Consider the following 22,498-nt stretch of genomic DNA (forward strand, 5'->3'; position numbering starts at 1 on the left):
CACCTCCCTGCGGCGGACGGCCGCCTGGGGCGGGGAGCGCCCCGAACCGCTACATGCTCCTCACCTCCCTGCGGCGGACGGCCGCCTGGGGCGGGGAGCGCCCCGAACCGCTACATGCTCCTCACCTCCCTGCGGCGGACGGCCGCCTGGGGCGGGGAAGCACCCGAGACGCTGCCTGCTTCGGTCGCTCAGCGACCCACGGCCGTCATGCGCCCACCGGCGGCGCGGCAGGTTGGCGGCTGCTGCGGCAGGCGCCCGTCACACGCCCATATCCACGGCAGCTTGCGGCCATCTGTCGCGCGTCCGCGCTCCAGACGGCCGTCAGGCAACGGGTAATGGGCGCGGGTGGCGCGGTCTGCTGCGCTCCCCGCCCCAGACGGCCGCCAGCCGCCGAGAAGGAGGAGCACGTAGCGATCGGCCGCGCCCACCAGCCCCAGGCGGCCGTCCGCCGCAGGGAAGTGAGAAGCGCATAGCGGTTTGGGGCGCCTATCAGCCCCAGGCGGCCGCCGGTCGCCGAGACGCGAGAAGCGCGTAGCGATCTGGGGCGCTCACCAGCCCTAGACGGGCGTCGGTCGCCGCAAAGAGAGGAGCGCGTAGCGATCTGGGGCGTTTGCGGGGGCTGGATGGGCTTCTCGTCAACATTTTCGGAAGGTTGGGCGCCCGTCGCCCCCGCGGGGCTCGGATACGGGCTTGGGGAGCTGCCTTTGGTGCCCGCGCGCCCGGCGGGGGCCGGGACCTGGCGGTCCCGACGTATGAGGGTGCTGCTCGGGCGGAGCCGGGGGTCGGCTGCTCTGGCGAGGGCCGCTTCTGCCTCTTGTGCCCCCTGGCCATCCTTCGGGGGCTTCCCGGCAGCTCTTTGGCGTTCCGGGGTGGGTCGGTCTGTCAGGGGTGGAGCGTAGCGACATCGCGAAGCGACGCGACGAAGGAGCGCCCTTGACGGGCCGGCCCGCACCGGAAGGACAATGGGCTGCCGGGAAGCCCCCGGATGCCGCCCCGACCCCGGGTGCGGGCATTCTGCCTCCTCCGCTCCTGGCCAGCCTCCTCCGGCCACCGCCCCGCCGCGCTCCCGCCACCACAGCCCCGCCGCATCGGCCACCACAGCCCCGCCGCGCTCCCGCCGCCGAAGTCCCATCCAGCCGCTCGGCACCCAGCCCGGGGGGCCCCGCCGCCCGTGCGTCCGGCTCACCTGCGGACCGAGTCCGTCAGCCACCGTGCCCCACCCTGCCCACCTGTTACCCCTGCCACCCCGCCAGCATCTTCATGTGCTCCGTGTCCGGCATCGGCTGCTGTGGCGCCTGCAGGCCCGGGAGGAGCCAGGGGTGGAACGGGGCCAGGACCGCGAGGGCCAGGAAGGCGGCGCCGACCGCGAGGGAGAACACCGGGCCGAGCCGCCACAGCTTCTCCACGAAGATGACCACGGACAGGGCCGCCATGGCCAGGACGTTCATCACGCCCAGCGGGATCAGGACGATCATCAGACCCCAGCAGCAGCCGACGCAGTACAGGCCGTGGTGGATCCCCACCCGCAGGTCGCGGGCCCAGGGGCGGAAGCCCGCGTACCGGACGAGGTGGGCCATGGGGCTGCGGCAGTGCCGCAGGCAGACGTCCTTCAGCGGGCCGAGCTGCTGGAGCCCGGCCAGCAGGAACGCACCCGCGCCGATCCAGCGCCCCGCGTCGGGGTGCTCCTGCACCGCGGAGCCGGTCAGGGCGAGGATGCCGTACGTGAGCAGCCCGAACGCCGTCCAGGCGACCAGGTAGCCGCCGGCGAACTCCGTCAGCCGTGCCGCGCGGGCCGCGCCGGCCGATCTGCGGCCGATGGACCGCGCCCAGGTCACCGCGACCGGTGCGACGGACGGGAACATCATGGCGATCATCATGATCACCCAGAGGAGGAGGAACAGCGGCAGGCCCAGGCCCATGGTGCCCGGCTCGACGCCCATGCCCCGGGCCTGGCCCAGCACCACGACCCAGGCGAGCAGGGCCAGCACCGCCATCAGGGACCAGGCGAGGGCGAGCTCCCGCGCCGGCAGGAGGTTCGCCGGTCTCAGCGGTGGTGTGAGGGCCCTGCGGTCGAGGCGACGCACACGTTCAGGACAGCACAGGGCCGGGCTCCCCGCGCGGCACCCGCCCCCGCACCGCCCCGCACCGCCCCGCACCGCCCCGGCCCGACACCGCCCCGCACCGCCCCGCCGCGGTGTCGTACGCGGCCGCTCGTGCGGCCCCGCCTTGCGGTGGAGGGGGAGAATGGGATGGAGGACGGTCTTCACGGTCACGAGGAGGCGGCGAGATGTCCGCGGAAACGGTGACGATTCCGAAGTGGCACGCGGTGGGTGACTGGTTCGACACGTGCCGCTGCCAGGTGCCCTGTCCGTGCACGTTCGCGCAGCCGCCCACGTACGGCGCCTGCGACGGCGTCCTGGCCTGGCACATCCGTGAGGGGCGGTACGGTGACGTGCCCCTGGACGGGCTCAACGTGCTGATGCTCGCTTCCTTCGTCGGCAATGTGTGGGCCGAGCACTCCGACGCCTTCGCGGCGGTCTTCTTCGACGAGCGCGCCGACGACGGCCAGCGTCAGGCACTCCAGATGATCTTCAGTGGTCAGGCCGGCGGGTGGCCCGCCCAGCTCGGGGAGACGCTCGGCGCGGAGATGCGGGGCATGGACTTCGCCCCCGTCGAGATGGAGGTCTCCGCGGACCTCAGTTCCTGGTCGGCGTCCGTCCCCGGCCTGGTCGAGGCCCGCGGCGAAGCGCTCACCGGGCCCACCACCCCCGAGGGGGCGCGGGTCCAGTCGACGAACATGCCGGGCTGCGAGACCGGGCCGGGGCAGGTCGTGACCTGGGGCCGGGCGACGGCCAACCGGGCCGGCGCCTTCGGCTTCGAGTGGAGCCGGCCCGGGCAGTCCAGCAAGTACATCCCGTTCGACTGGGCCGGACCCGACGAGGTGTGACCGCAGCAGCAGGAGCTCAGCCGCCGGCAAGGGCGGCGTACGTCACCGACGTGAGCTTCTCCGAGGCGGTCCACAAGCGCCGGGCCGAGTCGTCGTCCAGGGTCCACTTCGCCCGCCAGGAGCGGGCCGGCGCCCCGCGCCAGCCGAGCCGCGGCCCGATGAACTCGTCGGGCCGGACTCCGGGCGCGGTGGCCGCGTACAGCGTCGGGAGGGCGCCTGCTGCTGCGGGCTGGGCGATGACGGCGTTGCCCAGTTCCATCAGGCGGGCCATCAGCTGGGCCATCGGCCGGGCCATGAGCCGTGCACCCTCCCCGCCCCCGCTCCCGCTCCCGCCCCCGCTCCCGCTCCCGCTCCCGAGCCGTGTGGCGCCCGTGTGGAGGTTGGTGGCGGCGTAGCCGGGGTGGGCGCTCGCCGCGACGATGGTGGAGCCCGCGGCCGCCAGCCGCCGGGCCAGTTCGTGCGTGAAGAGCAGGTTGGCGGTCTTGGAGCGGCCGTAGGCGGTCCAGCGCCGGTAGTCGCGCTCGCTGCCCAGGTCGTCGTGGTCGATGTCGCCGAGCACGTGGAAGCCGCTGGACACGGTCACGATCCGGGCGCCGGGCGCCGCGTCGAGCAGCCGCGGCAGGAGCAGGCCGGTCAGGGCGAAGTGGCCGAGGTGGTTGACGCCGAACTGGGTCTCGAACCCGTCCGCGGTCCGCCCGAACGGCAGGGCCATCACGCCCGCGTTGTTCACCAGCAGGTCCAGGGCGGGGCGGCGGCGCGCGTAGCCGTCCGCGAACTCCCGTACGGAGTCCAGGTCGGCCAGGTCCAGCGGGACGAACTCCACCTCGGCGCCGGGGACTTCGGAGCGCAGCCGGATCGCGGCGGCGTGGCCGCGCGCCGCGCTGCGGCAGGCGAGGACGACCTCCGCCCCCGCCCGTGCGAGCTCGCGGGCGGCGGCGTAGCCGATCCCGCTGTTGGCGCCGGTGACGACGGCGGTGCGGCCGCTCTGGTCGGGGATGTTGCGGGCGTTCCAGGCGCTCAAGCCGGGCATGTCAGCTCCCTCGCTCTCCTCACGGCGGTGAGTTACCGAGGGTAGACCGGCCGCTGCCCGGGGGTGGACCCGGGGGCGGGCATGCCGGCCAGTAGGCTGCGGGTCCGTCCCCTGACCGGCGGGTCCGACTCCGCCGGCGGTCCGCCCGTCCCCTACGCCCCGAGGTACCGCGCAGTGAGCCCCGCACCGTCGCCCCCCATGCCCGTGTCGGTCGTCGGCCTCGGCGCCGACGGCTGGGCCGGGCTCACCGCCGCCGCGCGCTCCGCCCTGGTCTCGGCGGAGGTGCTGATCGGCGGGCCCCGGCAGCTGGACCTGCTGCCCGCCGCGGACTGCCGGGGTGAGCGCGTGGCCTGGCCGAGTCCGCTGCGGCCGGCGGTGCCGAAGCTGATGGCGGAGCACGCCGGGCGCCGGATCGCCGTGCTGGCGAGCGGCGACCCCATGTTCTACGGGATCGGGCGCGCCCTGTCGCAGGAGCTGGGGCCCGGGGGGCTGCTGGTCCACCCGCACCCGTCGTCGGTGTCGTACGCCTGCGCCCGGCTGGGCTGGCCGGTGGAGGAGACCGAGGTGGTGACGGTGGTCGGCCGCCCGGTGGCGCGGCTCGCGGCGGCCCTGTACGAGGGGCGGCGGGTGCTCGTGCTCAGTGCGGGAGCGGCGACCCCGAACGAGATCGCCGCTCTCCTTTGCGAGCAGGGCTTCGGCCCGAGCCGGATGCGGGTGCTGGAGCAGCTCGGCTCCGAGCGCGAGGACGCGTACGAGGGCCGGGCGGACACGTGGGACCACCCGCCCGGCGACCCGCTGAACGTGGTGGCCGTCGACTGCCGCCGGGACCCGGGGTCGGCCCGCCCGCGGCTCGGCGCGACGCCGGGGCTGCCGGACACCGCGTACGAGCACGACGGCCAGCTGACCAAGCGGCACGTCCGGGCTGCGACCCTGTGCGCCCTGGCTCCGGCCCCCGGCGAGCTGCTGTGGGACATCGGCGGCGGTTCGGGCTCCATCGGCATCGAGTGGATGCGGACGCACCCTTCCTGCCGGGCGGTGGCGGTGGAGCGCGTCCCGGATCGGGCGGCCCGCATCACGCGCAACGCGGCCGCGCTCGGCGTGCCGGGCCTGAAGGTGGTCACGGGTGCCGCCCCGGCGGCGCTGGCCGGACTCCCGGCCCCCGACGCGGTGTTCATCGGCGGCGGGCTGACCGCGCCCGGCCTGCTGGACGCGGTCTGGGAGGCCCTGGCGCCCGGCGGCCGGCTGGTGGTCAACACGGTCACCCTCGAATCGGAGGCGGTCCTGACCGAGCGGTACCGGCGGCACGGCGGCGACCTGGTGAAACTGGCCGTCGCGCACGCGGTGCCGGTCGGCGGCTTCACGGGCTGGCGGCAGGCGATGCCGGTCACCCAGTGGTCCGTCACCAAGCCTCGCGAAACCCGCTGACGACGCAGCCCACCCACGCAAACGACAAGGATCAAACATGACCGTGTACTTCATCGGTGCGGGCCCCGGTGCCGCCGACCTGATCACGGTGCGGGGTGCCCGGACGCTGGCCGCCGCCCCGGTCTGCCTGTACGCGGGCAGCCTCGTCCCGCGCGAGCTGCTGGCGGAGTGCCCGCCCGGCGCCCGCCTGGTCGACACCTCGCAGCTGAACCTCGACGAGATCGTCGCCGAGTACGTACGGGCCCACGAGGCGGGCCAGGACGTGGCGCGGCTCCACTCGGGTGACCCGTCGATCTTCAGCGCGGTCGCGGAGCAGATGCGGCGACTCGACGCGGCGGGCATCCCGTACGAGGTGGTGCCCGGCGTGCCCGCGTTCGCCGCGGCCGCGGCCTCGCTGAAGCGGGAGTTGACCGTCCCCACCGTCGGCCAGACCGTGATCCTGACCCGGATCGCCCAGCAGGCCACCCCGATGCCGCCCGGCGAGGACCTGGCCACCCTGGGCCGCAGCGGCGCGCTGCTGGTGCTGCACCTGGCCACCCGCTACGTGGACCGGGTCGTCGACGAACTGCTGCCGCACTACGGGGCCGACTGCCCGGTGGCGGTGGTAGCGATGGCGAGCCGCCCCGACGAGCTGGTCCTGCGGGGGACGCTCGCCGACATCGCCGGCCAGGTGAAGGAGGCGGGCCTGGTCCGCACGGCGGTCATCGTCGTGGGCCGCACGCTGGGCGCCGAACAGTTCCGCGACAGCCACCTGTACTCCCCCGAACGCGACCGGCATGTCTGCTGAGGGGCCGCACGTCCTCATCCTGGGCGGCACCACGGAGGCCCGCCGTCTAGCAGAGGCGCTGGCAGCCGAACCCGCCCCGCCCGTGCGCCCGTTCCGGGTGACCACCTCGCTGGCCGGACGGGTCTCCGCGCCCGTCCTCCCACCCGGCGGGATCCGCATCGGCGGTTTCGGGGGCCCGGAGGGCCTCGCGGCCTGGATCTCCGCCCACCGGGTCACCCACCTGGTGGACGCCACCCACCCGTTCGCCGAACGGATGAGCTTCAACGCGGCCCGCGCGGCGGCCCTGTCCGAGGTCCCCCTGCTGGCGCTGCGCCGCCCCGGCTGGACCCCGGCCCCCGGCGACGACTGGACCTTCGCGGCGGACCTCGACGAGGCGGCGGCCCTCCTCCCCGGGCTCGGAGCCGACCGGGTCTTCCTCACCACGGGCCGGACGGGCCTGCACACCTTCGCGTACCTGGCCGAACCATGGTTCCTGGTGCGCTCGGTGGACCCGCCGGCCGGCCCGGTACCGCCCCGCCTCGAAGTCCTCCTGGCCCGCGGCCCGTTCACCCTGGACGACGAACGAGAACTCCTGTCCCGGCACCGGATCGACCTCCTGGTCACCAAGGACAGCGGCGGCTCGGCCACCGCTCCCAAACTGACCGCGGCCCGCGAGGCCGGCGTCCCGGTCCTCGTCGTCCGCCGCCCCCCGATCCCCGAGGGCGTCCCGGAGGCCGGCACCGCGACGGTCGCGGCCGCCTGGCTGTACGAGCACGCCACGCGCTGTACGAGCACGCCATGACCCACCGACCCCCGCCAGCCGCCGATCAATGAGCAGCACGTAGCGATCCGACGCGCCGACCGCGGCTCACCACACACGGCCGCTCATCCGATCGGATCCGGAGGCACAGGCAACGGGGCACGGGACCACAGGCCGCCGCATCCAAGATGCCGCACCCCTGACACGAACCTCCCGGCCCGTTCCCCGGGGGCTTCCCGGCGGCTCTTTGGCATTCCGGGGTGGGTCGGCCGGTCAAGGGTGGCCGGAGGCCATCGCGCAGCGACGCGACGACGAAGGAGGAGCGCCCTTGACGGGCCGGCCCGCACCGGAAGGACAATGGGCGGCCGGGAAACCCCCGGACCCCCCACCGACCCCGCCCGAGCGGGACACGCCCGTACGGCGCGGGCCCGGGCAGAGCCCGGGCCCACCCACCCCTCAGGAGTAACGGCGTGGGGTCCACGTCACGGACGACCCGTCCGGGCGCTGCGTGACCTGCGTCTGCGAGGAACCGATCAGCAGGATCGTGCGCATGTCGACCTCGGACGGCTCCAGCGTCCCCAGCGTCACGATGCGCACGGACTGCTCCGGCCCGCCCACGTCCCGCGCGACGACCACCGGTGTCTGCGCGGAGCGCAGCTCCAGCAGCAGGTCGCGCGCCTTGGCGACCTGCCAGGTCCGGCTGCGCGAGCCCGGGTTGTACAGGGCGAGGACCAGGTCGGCGGCGGCAGCAGCGCGCAGCCGCTCCTCGATCACGTCCCACGGCTTGAGCCGGTCGGACAGCGAAACGGTGGCGTAGTCGTGGCCGAGCGGCGCCCCGGCCGCGGCGGCCGCCGCGTTGGCGGCGGTCACGCCCGGCAGGACCCGTACGGGGACGTCCTCGTACTCGGGCTGCGCGGCGACCTCCAGGACGGCGGTGGCCATGGCGAAGACGCCCGGGTCGCCGCCGGAGACCACGGCGACCCGCTTGCCGCGGCGGGCCAGGTCGAGGGCGAACTCGGCGCGCTCCGACTCGACCTTGTTGTCGGAGCCGTGCCGGACCTGTCCCGGCCGGGCGGGGACGCGGTCCAGGTAGGTGGTGTAGCCGATGAGGACCTCGGCGTCGGACAGCGCCCGGCGCGTCTCGGGGGTGAGCCACAGCGGCCCGGCCGGCCCGGTGCCGACGACGGCGACCTCGCCGGGCCCGGACGGCACGCTGCCGGGGTTGCCGACCCGGCTGGGTACGACGGCGACGGCGAAGTAGGGAACCGTGTCGGGATCGGTGTCCGCGAGGACGCCGGTCCGCTCCCCTTCCATGGTGGCGCGCTCGACGTAGCGGGCCTCGGCGAGACGGCCGCTGCCCTCCATGGCGCGGCGCACGGCCGGGAAGGTGCGGCCGAGCTTCATGACGACCGCGGAGTCGGTGGCGGCGAGGCGCGCGGTGAGCTCCTCCTCGGGCAGGGTGCCGGGGAGGATGGTGAGCACCTCCTCGCCCTCCACGAGGGGGGTGCCCAGGCGGGCGGCGGCGGCGCTGACCGAGGTGACGCCGGGGATGACCTCGGCCTCGTACCGGTCGGCGAGCCGCTTGTGCATGTGCATGTACGAGCCGTAGAACAGCGGGTCGCCCTCGGCGAGGACGGCGACGGTCCGGCCGGCGTCCAGGTGGGCGGCCAGGCGGGCGGCGGAGGCCTCGTAGAACTCCTCCATCGCGCCCTGGTAGCCGCCGGGGTGGTCGGTGGTCTCGGTGGTGACCGGGTAGACCAGCGGCTCCTCGATGTGGTCGGCGCGCAGGTGGCGGGCGGCGATGGAACGGGCGATGGAGCGGCCGTGGCGGGCGCTGTGGTACGCGACGACGTCGGCCTCGCCGATGACCTCGACGGCGCGCAGGGTCATGAGGGACGGGTCGCCGGGCCCGAGCCCCACCCCGTACAGACGGCCCTTGGCGCTGCTGGTACCAGCACTCGTGCTGTTGGTGGTCATTCTTCCTCGCTCGCGATCGCGTTGAGGGCGGCGGCCGCGATGGCGCTGCCGCCGCGGCGGCCGCGGACGACGAGGTGGTCGAGGCCCGAGGGGTGGGCTGCCAGGGCGTCCTTGGACTCGGCGGCGCCGATGAAGCCGACGGGCACGCCGATGACGGCGGCGGGGCGCGGCGCGCCCTCCTCGATCATTTCGAGCAGTCGGAAGAGGGCGGTCGGCGCGTTGCCGACGGCGATCACGGAGCCCTCCAACAGGCCGCGGTCGCGCCACACTTCGAGGGCGGCGGCGCTGCGGGTGGTGCCCATGCGCTGGGCGAGGGCGGGGACGGCCGGGTCGGAGAGGGTGCAGATCACCTCGTTGTCGGCGGGCAGGCGCTTGCGGGTGACACCGCTGGCGACCATCTGTACGTCGCAGAGGATGGGCGCCCCGGCGTGCAGGGCGGCGCGGGCGCGCAGGACGACGTCCGGGGTGTAGCCGAGGTCCCGGGGCAGGTCGGTCATTCCGCAGGCGTGAATCATGCGTACCGCGACCTGCGCGACGGAGGCGGGCAGCCCGGAGAGGTCCGCCTCTGCGCGGATCGTGGCAAAGGACTGGCGGTAGATCTCCGCGCCGTCCTTCTCGTACTCGAACACTGTGTACTCGCTCATTTCTTCGCTGCGTCGTCGTGGGAGGTGGTGCGGCGTGCGGACGCGAGGGCCGCGGCCAGCTGGTCGGAAGTCTTGAGGCCGCCGCCGTGGTGCGGGGGGCTGCCGGCGGGGGCGGAGAGGGCGTAGCCGTCGGGGGTGGCGACGAGGTCGACCCACGCGGTGCCGCGGGGGTGGCCGCAGCGGCGTTCGCAGCCGGACCAGTGCACGGGCAGCGGTCCGGTCGCGCGGGCCGCGACGGCCCGGGCGTCGGCGCGGACGTCGGCCAGGGACTTGGCGCAACCGGGCCGCCCGGTGCAGGCGGTGACGGAACGCCAGGGGTCGTCGGGTGCGGTGACGAGCCCGGCGTCGGCGAGGGCCGCCAGCGCCTCGGCGGCCCGGTCGGCCGCCAGACCGGGGACGACGATCCCCCGCCAGGGCGTGAGCCGCATCCGGCCGGTGAGCCGGGCCAGCAGCCGCCACTGGGCGGTGGTCAACCGGCCGAGCGGCGCGAGCACGCTGAGCGCGGCGGCCCCGCCGGGCCCGACGACGACCCCGGGCTCGGGCCCGGGCCCGTCCGTGAAAGCAACGCCGGCGGCGGGCAGGGGCACGGGCAGGGGCACGGGCACGGGCACGGGCACGGGCACGGGCACAACGGTGGCCGGAACGCCGACGGCCGCCAACCGAGCAGCCAACCCGGCCGCGCTCAGGGCGTGTTCGGGGGGCAGTTCGACGGCCCGCCAGGCACGGGTACCAGCCGCGCGGGCCGCATCGAGGAAGTACCGGGCGGCGACCACCGCGGCGCGCGGCGCATCGGCCGCGGCCACGAGCACCGCCGGCACCGCAACGCCCGCGGAACCGCGGGCCGTTCCGGATCCGACGCCGCCCCCGGGGCCGCCCGCCGCACCGACGCCGGACACCGGACCGGCGGACGCCGAACCGGACGACACCAAACCGGCAGACGCCGAACCGGCAGCCACCGAACCGCCGGACGCCGGACCGGCAGCCACTGCGCCCTGGGCAGCCGGGTCGGCGATCTGCGCGGTGGGCGTGGCGGCGACGAACACGTGGGCGTGTTCGTCGCCGCGGGCGATGACGGTGACGTCCGCGTCCAGCGACGCCACGTCACCGCGGCCGTCGTCGAGGGCGAACAGGAAGCGGCCGGACAGGGCGGCCGCGGCCGGGTCGGCGCACAGCAGTCGGTCCAGCTCGCCCACCCACGGGGCCACGTCCGGCAGCACCGGCAGCTCCAGGCCGGTCAGCGGTGAGGCGACGATGTTGCGGACCCGCTCGTGGGTGGGCGCGGGCAGCAGCCCGGCGCGGTCCAGCACCCCGGCCAGTTCGCCACCGCAGCTCGCACCGAGCCCGCGGAGCTGGGCGTTGCCGCGCGAGGTGAGGTCGATGTGCCCGTCGCCGAGCCGGTCGGCGGCGTCGGCGAGCAGCAGCGCCGCGTCCTCGCCGAGCATCCCGCCGGGGATCCGCACCCGGGCCAGGTACCCGTCGTCGGCCGCGTGGAGGCGCAGTGCGCCGGGGCAGGCGTCACCGCGCTCCCGTATGACGGGTTCGTCCCGTGCGGCGGGGGCGGAGGGGGGTGTGGGCATGGCGGCGAGCATACCCACGAATCCCGGCCCCCGACCTGTGGCCGTCACCACCTCCGACCTGCGGCCACCGGCAACCCGCAACCGGCAACCGGCACGGGTTCCGCGGGGCGGAGGCCGAACGGGCACGTGGTGGGAGCGAGGTCGCGGGGGCCGGGGGGCGGGGGGCGGGACGGGGCACGGCGGTCGTGGCGCGGGAGCACCGACGGGGCGGGCGTGGCCGGCCGGGCCGGGGCGTGCAGCCATCGCACGGCAGAAGTGCGCTCCCACCGCTCCCACCGCACCCCCAGCGCACCCCGTCGCCCCAGCGCACCCCGTCGCCCGCCGCACACCCCCATCGCACCCCCGCATGCCCCCCACACACCCACCCCCGCCCACCCCGCCCCCCACACCGCGAAGGCCCCCCGCGGGCCCGTCCCCACCCCTCCCCGCCCCTCCCCACCAGCGGTGTCCCGGCTCCGCGGCCCCGGCCGTCGCGGGCGGTGGGTGCGTGGTGACCCCCACTCCCGGCCAGGGGAAACGGCACCTAAGATGACCTTCGGCGTGCCATTCGGCCCGCTCATCGCCGAGGACGGCGACATGGGAGGAAGCCCGGTGCGATTCCGGCGCGGTCCCGCCACTGTGAACCCGGCAGAGCAGCCGCCGATCCGGGTGAGTCAGGAACTCCCGCCGTCCTCACTGCCCGGGGCGCGGAAACCCCGAGGAAGGCCTGCCGCCGCATGATCCTGCTGCTGTCGACGTCCGACACCGATCTGCTCAGCGCCCGAGCGGCCGCGGACGGCCCGGTGCCGTACCGGTTCGCGAACCCCTCCCGCCTTCCCCTCGACGACCTCTCCGGCCTCCTCGACGGCGTCGAGCTGGTCGTCGTACGCCTGCTCGGCGGCCTGCGGGCCTGGCAGGACGGCCTCGACCTGCTGCTGGCGTCCGAGCAGACCCGCCCCGTCGTCGTCCTGACCGGCGAACAGGCCCCGGACGCGCAGCTGATGGAGGCGTCGACGGTGCCGATCGGCATCGCTGCCGAGGCGCACGCCTACCTCGCGCACGGCGGCCCGGCCAACCTGGAGCAGCTGGCCCGCTTCCTGTCCGACACCGTCCTGCTCACCGGCCACGGCTTCGAGCCGCCGGCCGCCGCGCCCACCTGGGGCGCCCTGGAGCGCCCGAAGCCGTCGGCCCCCGGCACGCCCGCGCCGACGGCCGCACCCGCACCCACCTCCAGCCCCACCCCCACGCCCACCCCCGTCCCCCGCATCGCGGTGCTCTACTACCGTGCCCACCAGATGAGCGGCAACACGGGCTTCGTGCACACCCTGTGCGACGCGATCGAGGCGGCGGGGGGCTCCCCGATGCCGCTGTACGTGTCCTCCCTGCGCACCCCGGAGCCGGAGCTGCTGGCCACCCTGGAGGGGGCCGACGCGGTGATCACCACCGTGCTCGCGGCCGGCGGCACCCGCCCGGCGACCGCCTCCGCCGGCGGCGACGACGAGTCCTGGGACGCGGGCGCGCTCGCCGGCCTGGGCGTGCCGGTCCTGCAGGCGCTGTGCCTGACGGGTTCGCGCAGTGCGTGGGAGGAGAACGACGAGGGCCTGTCTCCGCTCGACGCCGCGACGCAGGTCGCCGTGCCCGAGTTCGACGGCCGTCTGATCACCGTCCCGTTCTCCTTCAAGGAGTTCGACGAGGACGGCCTGCCCGCGTACGTGGCGGACGCCGAGCGGGCCGCCCGGGTCGCGGGGATCGCCGTGCGCCACGCCCGGTTGCGGCACATCGCCCGCGCCGACAAGAAGATCGCGCTGGTCCTCTCCGCCTACCCGACGAAGCACTCGCGGATCGGCAACGCGGTCGGCCTCGACACCCCGGCCAGTGCGATGGTGCTGCTGCGCGCCCTCCTCGACGCCGGCTACGACTTCGGCCCGGCCGAGGAGATCCCCGGTCTGGTCTCCGGTGACGGCGACGAGATGATCCGCGCCCTGATCGAGGCCGGCGGCCACGACCAGGACTGGCTGACCGAGGAGCAGCTGGCCCGCAACCCGGTCCGCATTCCGGCCGCCGACTACCGGCGCTGGTTCGCGGAGCTGCCGGCGGAGCTGCGCGAGCAGGTCGAGGAGCACTGGGGTCCGGCGCCGGGCGAGATGTTCGTGGACCGCTCGCAGAACCCGGACGGTGACATCGTCCTGGCGGCGCTGCGCCGCGGGAACCTGCTGATCCTGATCCAGCCGCCGCGCGGGTTCGGCGAGAACCCGATCGCGATCTACCACGACCCGGACCTGCCGCCGTCGCACCACTACCTGGCCGCGTACCGGTGGATCCAGGCCGGCGCCGAGGACGGCGGTTTCGGCGCCGACGCGATGATCCACCTGGGCAAGCACGGCAACTTGGAGTGGCTGCCGGGCAAGAACGCCGGCCTGTCGGCGGCGTGCGCGCCCGACGCGGCGCTGGGCGACCTGCCGCTGGTCTACCCGTTCCTCGTCAACGACCCGGGCGAGGGCACGCAGGCCAAGCGCCGCGTGCACGCCACCCTGGTCGACCACCTGGTGCCGCCGATGGCGCGCGCGGAGTCGTACGGCGACATCGCGCGCCTGGAGCAGCACCTGGACGAGTACGCGCAGATCAGCTCGATGGACCCGGCGAAGCTGCCGGCGATCCGCGCGCAGATCTGGACGCTGATCCAGGCGGCGAAGCTCGACCACGACCTGGGTCTGGAGGAGCGTCCGGACGACGACGGCTTCGACGACTTCCTGCTGCACGTCGACGGCTGGCTGTGCGAGGTGAAGGACGCCCAGATCCGTGACGGTCTGCACGTGCTGGGCGGTGCCCCGGACGGCGAGGCCCGCGTCAACCTGGTCCTGGCGATCCTGCGGGCCCGCCAGATCTGGGGCGGTACGACCGCTCTGCCCGGCCTGCGCGAGGCGCTCGGCCTGGACGAGTCCGCGGCGACCCGTACGTCCGCCGACGAGGCGGAGGAGACGGCGCGGGCGCTGGTGCAGGCGATGGAGGACACAGGCTGGGACCCGGCCGCGGTGGCCGAGGTCGCGGCGGGCCGTTCGGCGGACGTGGCGGCCGTACTGGACTTCGCGGCCCGCGAGGTGGTGCCGCGGCTGGCCGGCACGACGGACGAGATCGCGCACGTGGTGGCGGCCCTCGACGGCCGCTTCGTGCCGGCGGGCCCCTCGGGCTCCCCGCTGCGCGGCCTGGTCAACGTCCTGCCGACGGGCCGGAACTTCTACTCGGTCGACCCGAAGGCCGTCCCGTCCCGCCTGGCGTGGGAGACGGGCCAGGCCCTCGCCGAGTCGCTCCTCACCCGCTACCGCACGGACAACGGCGAGTGGCCGGCCTCCGTCGGCCTCTCGCTGTGGGGTACGAGCGCGATGCGCACGGCGGGCGACGACGTGGCGGAGGCCCTCGCCCTGCTCGGCGTCCGCCCGGTGTGGGACGAGGCCTCGCGCCGTGTCACCGGCCTGGAGCCGATCCCGCTCGACGAGCTGGGCCGCCCCCGGATCGACGTCACCCTGCGCATCTCGGGCTTCTTCCGGGACGCCTTCCCGCACGTCATCGGCCTCCTGGACGATGCGGTACGGCTGGCGGCGGGGCTGGACGAGCCCGCGGACCGGAACTTCGTCCGGGCCCACGCCCAGGCGGACCTCGCCGTCCACGGCGACGAGCGGCGCGCGACCACCCGTATCTTCGGCTCGCGGCCGGGCACGTACGGGGCGGGCATCCTCCAGCTGATCGACTCCCGCGACTGGCGTACGGACGCCGACCTCGCGGAGGTCTACACGGTGTGGGGCGGCTACGCGTACGGCCGGGGCCTGGAGGGCCGGCCGGCGCGCGAGGAGATGGAGACCGCGTACAAGCGGATCACGGTGGCCGCGAAGAACACGGACACCCGCGAGCACGACATCGCCGACTCGGACGACTACTTCCAGTACCACGGCGGCATGGTGGCGACGGTCCGCGCGCTGCGCGGCACGGCGCCGGAGGCGTACATCGGCGACTCGACCCGCCCGGAGACGGTGCGCACCCGCACCCTGGTGGAGGAGACGAGCCGGGTCTTCCGCGCCCGCGTGGTCAACCCGAAGTGGATCGAGGCGATGCGCCGCCACGGCTACAAGGGCGCCTTCGAACTGGCGGCGACGGTGGACTACCTGTTCGGGTACGACGCGACGACGGGCGTGGTCGCGGACTGGATGTACGACAAGCTCACCGAAACCTACGTCCTGGACCCGACCAACCGCGCCTTCCTGGAGGAGGCGAACCCCTGGGCCCTGCACGGCATCGCGGAACGCCTCCTGGAGGCGGAGTCCCGCGGCATGTGGGAGAAGCCGGACCCGCAGGTCCTGGAGGCCCTGCGCCAGGTCTACCTGGACACGGAGGGCAACCTGGAGGCGGACGCGGAGTAACCCTGCGAGTCCGAGGCTGAGTAACCTGCCCCGGTACGCACGACGGCGCCCGGCCCACCGTTCGGTGGGCCGGGCGCCGTTTTCCATCGCCTTGCGGGGTGGTCGGTCGAGCGGGCCGAACATCAGGCTCCCTCAACCGGCCGACGTCAGGACTGGCAGTACATAGCTATGTAGACCTGCCCGTCCCAATCCGCCGATTTCCGGATGTAGGCCTTGTAGTCCACGAGGCACTGGCCATTCCAGTCTCTCGCTTTCATACCCCCCTTGTAGTCCGGACCGTTCGCCAGGGTCCAGCCGTCGCCCTGCTCCTGTGTCAGCTCTGCGAGCGTCTCAGGCGGTACGTCGGTGAACGTGGCCGGATCCATGTCCAGGCTCTTCAGATAGGAGTCGGCGTCCTTCGGGTCGCTCCGGAAAGACAATTGTGCCGAGGAGCCGTCCTTGTCCGACCCTTCGCAGAACTGCACGTTGTCACTGTGGGGAATTTTGGGCAACGAGTACTTCTTCAGGATCGAGGGCGAGATCGGGGTGGAGGTGCAACGTGAATCCGCAGTCGGCTCGGAAGCGAAGAACGAACATCCGGCCAACACCATCATGCCCGCGGCCGCGATCACCATCGCGCCAAACACCCTGCCGCACTTCATTGTCACATCATCTTCCATTGAGTGGAACTCTTCCCCACCATCGCGTATTCCCGCGCCACGCCGTACTCGTGCATCTCGGCGAACGGCTTGAGCGAAATCCCCTTGGCCGTCTTCCCCTTGTCGAAGTTCCAGTCCTTGTACAGCTCCACGGTGTATTCCGCCGTCACCGTTCGATGGCTCCCGGTTCCGGACACCTCCATCTTTCCGACGATCCGCATCTGAGCGTGGCCGATTCCTACAGCACCGTCTGAACCGGAGAACTGTGTTCCGATCCATTGGCTGTCGAGCGAGAACGAGCAGGACTCGCTGCTAGCACAGCTCGAGCGTGCCTCGGTGGCCCATCCTTGGACCACGTTGTCCACACCGGTCGAAGCCTTGTCCACACCCTTTCCGGAGCTGAAACCTGAATCTGTATTCAGGAGGTCATCCACGTCCACGTTCTTGTCTTCGCCATCCCCTGTGACGTAATGGGTCCACAGGTCACACGTCAGATCAAGTCGCGAGGCACAAGCGACGGACGTCAGCGCATCATACTCAGCCACCTTGGCAGCGAGCTCCAGGTTGTACGCCTCATACCAGTGCCATTTCGACCCGAACGCCGCGTTCTCGGAGGGCGTCTTCGGGTTGGACCGCCCCTTCGAGGACAGGCGTCCGCCATCACGTCCGCTGCCGCGCTTGCAGCAGTGGTCCCGCCGCTGTACGTAGTCCGGGGCGAGGGTTCCGCCGACGGATTCCACAATGGTCTCGTAGCGGTTGCCGTAGTCGTACGGGTCGTTGCCGTTGTGGCACTTGTACATGCCGCTGGCACACTCCTCGAGAGCCAGGCCCGTGGGGTCCCAGAACGTGAAGGGGTTCTGGTTCGCGTAGGTGTAGCCGTGGAGCTGCTGCGAGTCCTTGAGGTCCATGATCGGGTCGACCGACATGAAGCGGCCGGTGAAGGGATCGTATTCGCGGGCGCCGATGTGAGTGAGGCCCGTGTCAGCGTCCCTCGTCCCTCCCACGAAGCCCTTGTCGCCGGCCCATCCGCTCGGCTGGACGCCGCGGGCATCGCCGAACAGACCGGTCTTGCGACGCGTCACGGCCTGGGTGGCATCCGCGATGACCTGGATCGTTCCGGTGCCGTGGTGATCCGCCACGGCGAAGGTGAGCTTGCCGCCCTGACGCATGGCCACATCACCGTAGTAACGGGTTCCGGTGACCTTTCCGGCCTTGTCCAGACGGAGTTCGTTGCCGGCCGGCAGGTAGAGCGTGCTCCCCTTGGTGTCCTTGCGGAGCATGCGCTGGCCCGCCGTGTCGTACAGGAAAGCGTCGCTGGAGGCTCCCTGGGTGAGCGTCTTCAGGTGCCCTTCCGCGTCCCAATCCAGGTACTGGGTTTCACCGGCTCCGCTCTTGCGGGTCTTGACGTTGCCGCTCTCGTCGTAGGTGAAGGTCTCGTCGTGCGGGTCGGTCCCCGTCTGCGTGACCTTGGGCAGGTCATGCTTGCCCGTGGTCGGCGCCGTGTACGTGCGAACGGTGTCGGCCGTCGGACCGGAGGCCGTCTTGTGCTTGGTCTCGGTCTTGCGGTTGCCGACCGCGTCGTAGGTGTACGTCGTCCAGTACGGGTCCTCACCGCCGATGACCGTCGTCGAGGGACCGGCGGCGCAGGTCTCGCCCTTGTTGGTCCAGGCCTCGGTGATGCGGCGCAGCGCGTCCAGGTTGACGCACTGGGTGTCGGTGGTACGGGCAGCATCCTGGCCGTACGCCGTCGCGATGGAGGTGAGGTTGCCGGCAGGGTCGCTGGTGTACTTGGTGTCCTCGATCCGCTGGGGCGCGAGATCCCGGTCGGTGTAGGCACGGCTGACGGCGCCCGTGTGCTCGTCGTACTCGGTCGAGCGGTAGAGCCGCTGGCCGAGTGCTCCGAGTTCCTGGCGGGTGCTACGGCCGTAGTGGTCGTAGGTCATCGCCGTGACGAGGCGGCTGCTGCCCGCGCCCATGGAGTTGAGCAGGCCGGAGACCGACTTGTAAGTGCTGCCGACCGTCTCTGCGGGCAGGTCGCCCATCGCCGGCTGCTTGGTCGTCAGGATCTGGCCCGCGATGTTGTAGGTGTTCGTCCACTGGTAGGTACCGGCCAGCGCCCCCGTGTCCGGTGTGGACGGAATGGTCACCTTGGTGGAGATCGGCTGGTAGAGGTTGTTGTAGGAGAGGGTCTCCGACTCGTACGCCTTGCCGTCGACGTAGCGCGCGGACTTCGTCAGCTGGCCCTTCGCCACCGTGTCGAAGATCTGAGCGGTCAGTACCGTGGTGCCCTGCTTGGTGAACACGGGCCGACCGAGATCGTCGTAGTCCGTGTGCAGGGTGATACCGCGGGCGTCGGTGAGGTCGGTCGCCCTGTCGCCGATGTCGAAGGCGGTCTTGGTGATTCCCTTGTCCGGGTCGTTCGACTCGACCTGACGGCCGCGGACGTCGTAGGTGTACGTCCACTTCGCCTTGGCCGGGTCGGTCACCTGCGCCAGCTGGCCCAGCCTGTTGTAGACGTACAGCGTCGACTGCGAGGCCGTCCTGTCGGCGTTCGTGTACTGCTTCGTTTCCACCGTGCGGCCCTGCGCGTCGACGACCGTCGTCGTCGCTGTTCCGCCCTGGGGCGGGATCACGGTGGTGGTGTCACCGGTGTAGCTGGTGGTGACCCGCTTGGTCTCCGTGCCGAACTTCTTGGAGATCACCGCGGTCGGGCGTCCGGCGCCGTCGAAGACAGTGTCGGTGGAGGCGGGGTAGTTGAGCTCCTGGCCCGTGACCAGATCGGGTGAGGGCGCGCCGTCGGCGTAGTAGGTGCCGGAGTTGCGCCAGGCCAGACCCCGGGTGTCGTAGAACGTCTCGGTGATCAGACGTCCGGACAGGTCGGGAGACTGTGTCTGCGTCTGGCGCTCGCGCAGCAGGCCGTCCTGGATGGAGTGGACGATCGAGTACTTGTAGTCGTGCGTCAGCGTCTTGGACGTGACGACGTTCGGGCCGTCGTTGCGGACGGTGTACTCGAACACGCGGCTCGGCGAGTTCGGGTTGTCGACGGCCGTCCAGTTCGGCAGCCAGACCTTGGTCGTCCGCCCGAGGGCGTCGTATGCCGTGGTCGTCGCCTTGCCGTTCGCATCGGTGACCTTCTTCGGCTGAGAACGTGCCGGGTCGAGCTCCGAGGTGGTGACGTGGCCCAACGGGTTCGTCACGACCATCGAGGTCGGGACCTCACCTGCGGCCGGGGTGTAAGCGGTCGTGGTGACCTTGCCGTACGCGTCGGCCGCGGCCAGTGCCCGGCCGTAGACGTCGTAGCAGGGTTGGTTCTTCGTAGCCCCGCACGTGGAAGGCACGGAGGAGGCCGGGTCGTAGCCGTCGCCCTTGCCGTTGATCTTCTCCGTCTTCGTCACCAGACCCGCGCCGGGAACCGAACCGAGCGATCCGTTGTCGAAGTAGGTGAGCGTGTCGCTGATCACGTCCGCCGGCCGACTGGCAGGGGACCCGCAGGGGACCGCGACGGTCTCGACCCGGCTGTGCTTGTCGAGGATCCAGCTCGTGGTGTTACGGGCGTACGTGGTCGTGGTGCAGGTTTCGTCACCCGTCTTGGCCGTGTCGCCGGCGCTCGACTCCCAATCGACCATGCCGTAGTCGTCGAAGTGACGGGAGATCTCAGTCGTGCGCGTGCCACCGGTGACGGTGGTGCGGGTGGCCTCCTTCTCCATTCCGGTCTGGTAGGAGACGAGGTCGGGCAGGCCCGGCCGGACCCGCTTGGCTCCACCGGCCGAACGCCACGGTGTGTTGGAGGTGGCGCTGATCAACTTGGCCGTGTCATCGCCCTCGTAGGTGGCCGTCTCGCGGACCATGCCGGCGAACTCGGGCCGGTCGGTGACCGCGACGCCCGCGGAGTCCTTGGCCTCCTTGCCGTCCAGGCCACGGAAGTACCGGGTCTCCGACAGCATCGTGGGATCGGCAGCCGCACCCGTTCGGGCCTGGACCAGCCCGTACCCACGGGCAACGGAGTGCACGCGGTCCTCGGCCTTGGTGAACTCGCTGGTGTCCTTGCCCCAGGCCGCCCCACCGAGGTAGGTGTACGAGGTCACCTTGTCCGGGGTCGAGGCCAGGTTGTCGCCCTCGACGACCTTCGTGGCGACGTACGTGTTGAACCAGTCGACCTTGGAGGTCTCACCCTCCCAGGCCCACTTGACCGGGTAGCAGCGAGTCGTGTTCGTCTCGTCCGGCTTCGGCAGGGTCGAAGGGGTGCACTCGGGCTGGGAGTAGGTGACACCGATGGTGCCGCCCGCCTCGGTGTTCACCTGGTACATGCGCAGGCGGATGAACGGGGCGAGACCGTCCCCCGTCGCGTCCACACGGTTGGGCCGCTGCTCACCGGCGAATGTGACCGGAGGGAGCGGGATGTCGGCACCCGTACCGGCCTTTCCGGTCCGAGTGATGGACTTCAGCCACATCGGGGTGGAGATGCCGTCGCCCGCCGGCGGGAAGTTCTGGTCCAGGGTCCAGGAGTCGACGTCCTGGTACACGCCACCCGTGAGGAGCTTGGTGTTGATCCCGGTCAGGCGCTTGCGGGACCAGAACGTCGGTGCGAACTGCTCCTTGCACTCCGTCGCCCCGTCCTTGCAGAACAGGTCGAACGGCGCATCGGGCCAGTTCTTGGAGTTCGCCTCGTCGAACGTACCGCACGCCGTCAGACAGCGCTCGCTGACGTCGAAGGTGACCTGCCCCATCGCCTTGGCCGTGTAGACGCTGTCGGAGCGCAGGCCGTAGTCGATGTGGTCGAGCCAGCCGCCGCGGATGTACGGGGTGACCGTGGCCTTGCCCGTGGTGTCCGACACGTTGCGGCCGTAGTTGTTGGTCTCCGTCTTCCAGTAGTACGCCATCGCGCTGCCGCCGGGAGCGACGACGTAGTCCAGCTGCCAGCGCCAGGCCTGCTGGCACCAGCCACTCGCGAACGAGGAGTTGTAGCAGGGCTCTCCCGCCTGGTTGCCGAAGACCGGGACCGTCCACGCCGAGTTCGTCGTCGGCGTCGACGCGTCCTTCCAGCCCGGCAGACGGTTCAGACCGAAGAAGTACTGCGCACCGTCGGTCGTGGTGATCTTCCAGTGCTCACCGTCGTTGTCGCCGTTGTTGGCACCGGTGAGCTTTTCGACCTTCTCACCCGAGTTGGAGGCCGGGTGCCAGCCCTTGCCCTGCTCGAAGACCAGCTCGGTGTTCTTGCCGCCGAGCGAGAGGGTGGCGTTGTCGTTGAACCAGCACTGGTCACCCACCTTGGTGGTGTTGGTGCCGCCGGTCTTGTCGTCGTTGCACGCCTTGTACTTGCGCTCGATGAAGCCCGGCTCCCAGTTCCAGCCGTCGCCGATCCACGATGCCTGGCTGTTCGAGGCGCTCATCCGCCCGTCGACCGACTGCGAGCTGTAGCTCAGCCCGATCTGCGGAGCCTGACCACCGGGAACAGGTGGGACGTTGATCCCGTACGACCAGCTGAAGCCGCCCGTCGAACCGCCCGACGACCAGGAGCCTGACGGCTGAAGCGAGGTCGCCTTGTAGTCGCCCGTCGGGCCGGCGTCGCCCGCCGTCGCCGCCAGGACCATCGCACCGCCACTTGCGGCGGCAGCTGCCGGGGCAGCCTGCGCGCCCGCCGACTTCGCGCTCACGCCGACCGTCGCGACCTGTGCGGACAGCTTGCCCGCGCGGGTGTCGTTCTTCGTCTGCAGCGGCTTCTGCGTGCGGCACTCCGCGCGATCGGGAGTGGTCAGCGCACAGGCCGGGAGTTCCACCAGGTGCAGGCGGGAGACGTAGTCGCCGCCGTAGGCCCCGCGGAAGGAGTTGTAGTCCACCTCGACCGTCGCCGACGCGGACCGCCCCGAGCCGTCCGAGCGGCCCACCGACAGCAGTACGCCGTCGATACCGGCCTTGCGCGCGGCGTCCTTGGCGGCGACCGAGACCTTCACCTTCGAAGGCGCTTCGGCCGCCTTGCCCGGAGCGGCGTACACCGCGACCGGGAGCCTGCCCGCCTGCTGCGCACCCGAACCGACGGCCGGAGACTGCGCCGCGCCGGAGAGGAAACGCTTCCCCACCGGCCCGGAAGCCGGAGCGAGGTCGACTTCCGCCGAACCAGCAGCCGGCCAGGAGACCTTCGGGGCCTTCCATGGCGTCGCGGCGTCATCGGCCTTCTTCGCCCCGCCCGCGCGGACCGGCTTGACCGGCACCGCCTTCGGTTGCTTCAGCTCCGGCAGTGAAGGCCCCGTTTTGCTGTCCGCTACGGCGACAGCGCCGGGAAGCATGCCCGAGAGGACAGCTGCGGCCAATGCCACAGAAAGCCCTCGCATGCGAAATCTTCTCA

General features: G+C 72.3%; 12 protein-coding genes and 1 riboswitch. Of the genes, 5 read left to right on the top strand and 7 right to left on the bottom strand.

The window, feature by feature from the left end; translation table 11 throughout:
- Positions 1 to 1,232: 1,232 nt before the first annotated feature.
- Positions 1,233 to 2,084: a DUF2182 domain-containing protein gene (locus ACZ4VL_RS15575; protein WP_468199905.1), complete on the bottom strand. Its 852-nt coding sequence runs from the start codon at positions 2,082 to 2,084 to the stop codon at positions 1,233 to 1,235.
- Between the two features lie 203 nt (positions 2,085 to 2,287).
- Here ACZ4VL_RS15575 and ACZ4VL_RS15580 point away from each other — a divergent pair, with 203 nt between their 5' ends.
- A complete protein-coding gene (locus ACZ4VL_RS15580; RefSeq protein ID WP_468199907.1) occupies positions 2,288 to 2,947 on the top strand; it encodes a DUF1326 domain-containing protein in 660 nt (219 codons plus the stop codon).
- A 16-nt stretch (positions 2,948 to 2,963) separates the two neighbouring features.
- Here ACZ4VL_RS15580 and ACZ4VL_RS15585 read toward each other — a convergent pair whose 3' ends face one another.
- Positions 2,964 to 3,977, bottom strand: coding sequence for an oxidoreductase (locus ACZ4VL_RS15585; RefSeq protein WP_468199909.1), 1,014 nt, complete (start codon positions 3,975 to 3,977; stop codon positions 2,964 to 2,966).
- A 198-nt stretch (positions 3,978 to 4,175) separates the two neighbouring features.
- Here ACZ4VL_RS15585 and cbiE point away from each other — a divergent pair, with 198 nt between their 5' ends.
- The 3 genes from cbiE to ACZ4VL_RS15600 are packed head-to-tail and all read left to right on the top strand — an operon-like array spanning position 4,176 to position 6,970.
- Positions 4,176 to 5,402: a precorrin-6y C5,15-methyltransferase (decarboxylating) subunit CbiE gene (gene cbiE, locus ACZ4VL_RS15590; RefSeq protein WP_468199910.1), complete on the top strand. Its 1,227-nt coding sequence runs from the start codon at positions 4,176 to 4,178 to the stop codon at positions 5,400 to 5,402.
- A gap of 37 nt (positions 5,403 to 5,439) precedes the next feature.
- Complete coding sequence (gene cobM, locus ACZ4VL_RS15595; RefSeq protein ID WP_468199912.1) at positions 5,440 to 6,189, top strand: precorrin-4 C(11)-methyltransferase; 750 nt, start codon at positions 5,440 to 5,442, stop codon at positions 6,187 to 6,189.
- The gene (locus ACZ4VL_RS15600) at positions 6,179 to 6,970 is read left to right on the top strand and encodes a cobalt-precorrin-6A reductase (RefSeq protein WP_468199914.1); all 792 of its coding nucleotides are present in this window, start codon (positions 6,179 to 6,181) and stop codon (positions 6,968 to 6,970) included. The genes cobM and ACZ4VL_RS15600 overlap by 11 nt, the downstream gene beginning before the upstream one ends.
- Positions 6,971 to 7,384: 414 nt before the next feature.
- Here ACZ4VL_RS15600 and ACZ4VL_RS15605 read toward each other — a convergent pair whose 3' ends face one another.
- From ACZ4VL_RS15605 to ACZ4VL_RS15615, 3 genes are read right to left on the bottom strand one after another with little or no spacing between them, the layout of a single operon-like run.
- Positions 7,385 to 8,905: a precorrin-2 C(20)-methyltransferase gene (locus ACZ4VL_RS15605; RefSeq protein WP_468199915.1), complete on the bottom strand. Its 1,521-nt coding sequence runs from the start codon at positions 8,903 to 8,905 to the stop codon at positions 7,385 to 7,387.
- Positions 8,902 to 9,549 carry a precorrin-8X methylmutase gene (locus tag ACZ4VL_RS15610; RefSeq protein ID WP_361089744.1) on the bottom strand — a complete coding sequence of 216 codons (648 nt, stop codon included), beginning with the start codon at positions 9,547 to 9,549 and terminating at the stop codon, positions 8,902 to 8,904. Before ACZ4VL_RS15610 ends, ACZ4VL_RS15605 begins: the two co-directional genes overlap by 4 nt.
- On the bottom strand, positions 9,546 to 11,126 hold the full coding sequence (locus ACZ4VL_RS15615; RefSeq protein ID WP_468199917.1) for a hypothetical protein: 1,581 nt from the start codon (positions 11,124 to 11,126) through the stop codon (positions 9,546 to 9,548). The genes ACZ4VL_RS15610 and ACZ4VL_RS15615 overlap by 4 nt, the downstream gene beginning before the upstream one ends.
- Before the next feature lie 541 nt (positions 11,127 to 11,667).
- Positions 11,668 to 11,805: riboswitch (cobalamin riboswitch) on the top strand.
- 37 nt (positions 11,806 to 11,842) lie between these two features.
- Between ACZ4VL_RS15615 and cobN the strand changes: the two genes are divergently transcribed.
- A complete protein-coding gene (cobN, locus tag ACZ4VL_RS15620) occupies positions 11,843 to 15,517 on the top strand; it encodes a cobaltochelatase subunit CobN (protein WP_468199918.1) in 3,675 nt (1,224 codons plus the stop codon).
- 146 nt (positions 15,518 to 15,663) lie between these two features.
- Here the strand turns inward: cobN and ACZ4VL_RS15625 are convergent, their stop codons facing one another.
- Positions 15,664 to 16,176 carry a hypothetical protein gene (locus tag ACZ4VL_RS15625; RefSeq protein ID WP_468199920.1) on the bottom strand — a complete coding sequence of 171 codons (513 nt, stop codon included), beginning with the start codon at positions 16,174 to 16,176 and terminating at the stop codon, positions 15,664 to 15,666.
- Positions 16,161 to 22,364, bottom strand: a complete 6,204-nt coding sequence (locus tag ACZ4VL_RS15630; RefSeq protein ID WP_468199921.1) for an RHS repeat domain-containing protein — start codon at positions 22,362 to 22,364, stop codon at positions 16,161 to 16,163. The genes ACZ4VL_RS15625 and ACZ4VL_RS15630 overlap by 16 nt, the downstream gene beginning before the upstream one ends.
- Between the last annotated feature and the right edge of the window lie 134 nt (positions 22,365 to 22,498).

The organism is Streptomyces sp. NPDC029014 (assembly GCF_055564695.1).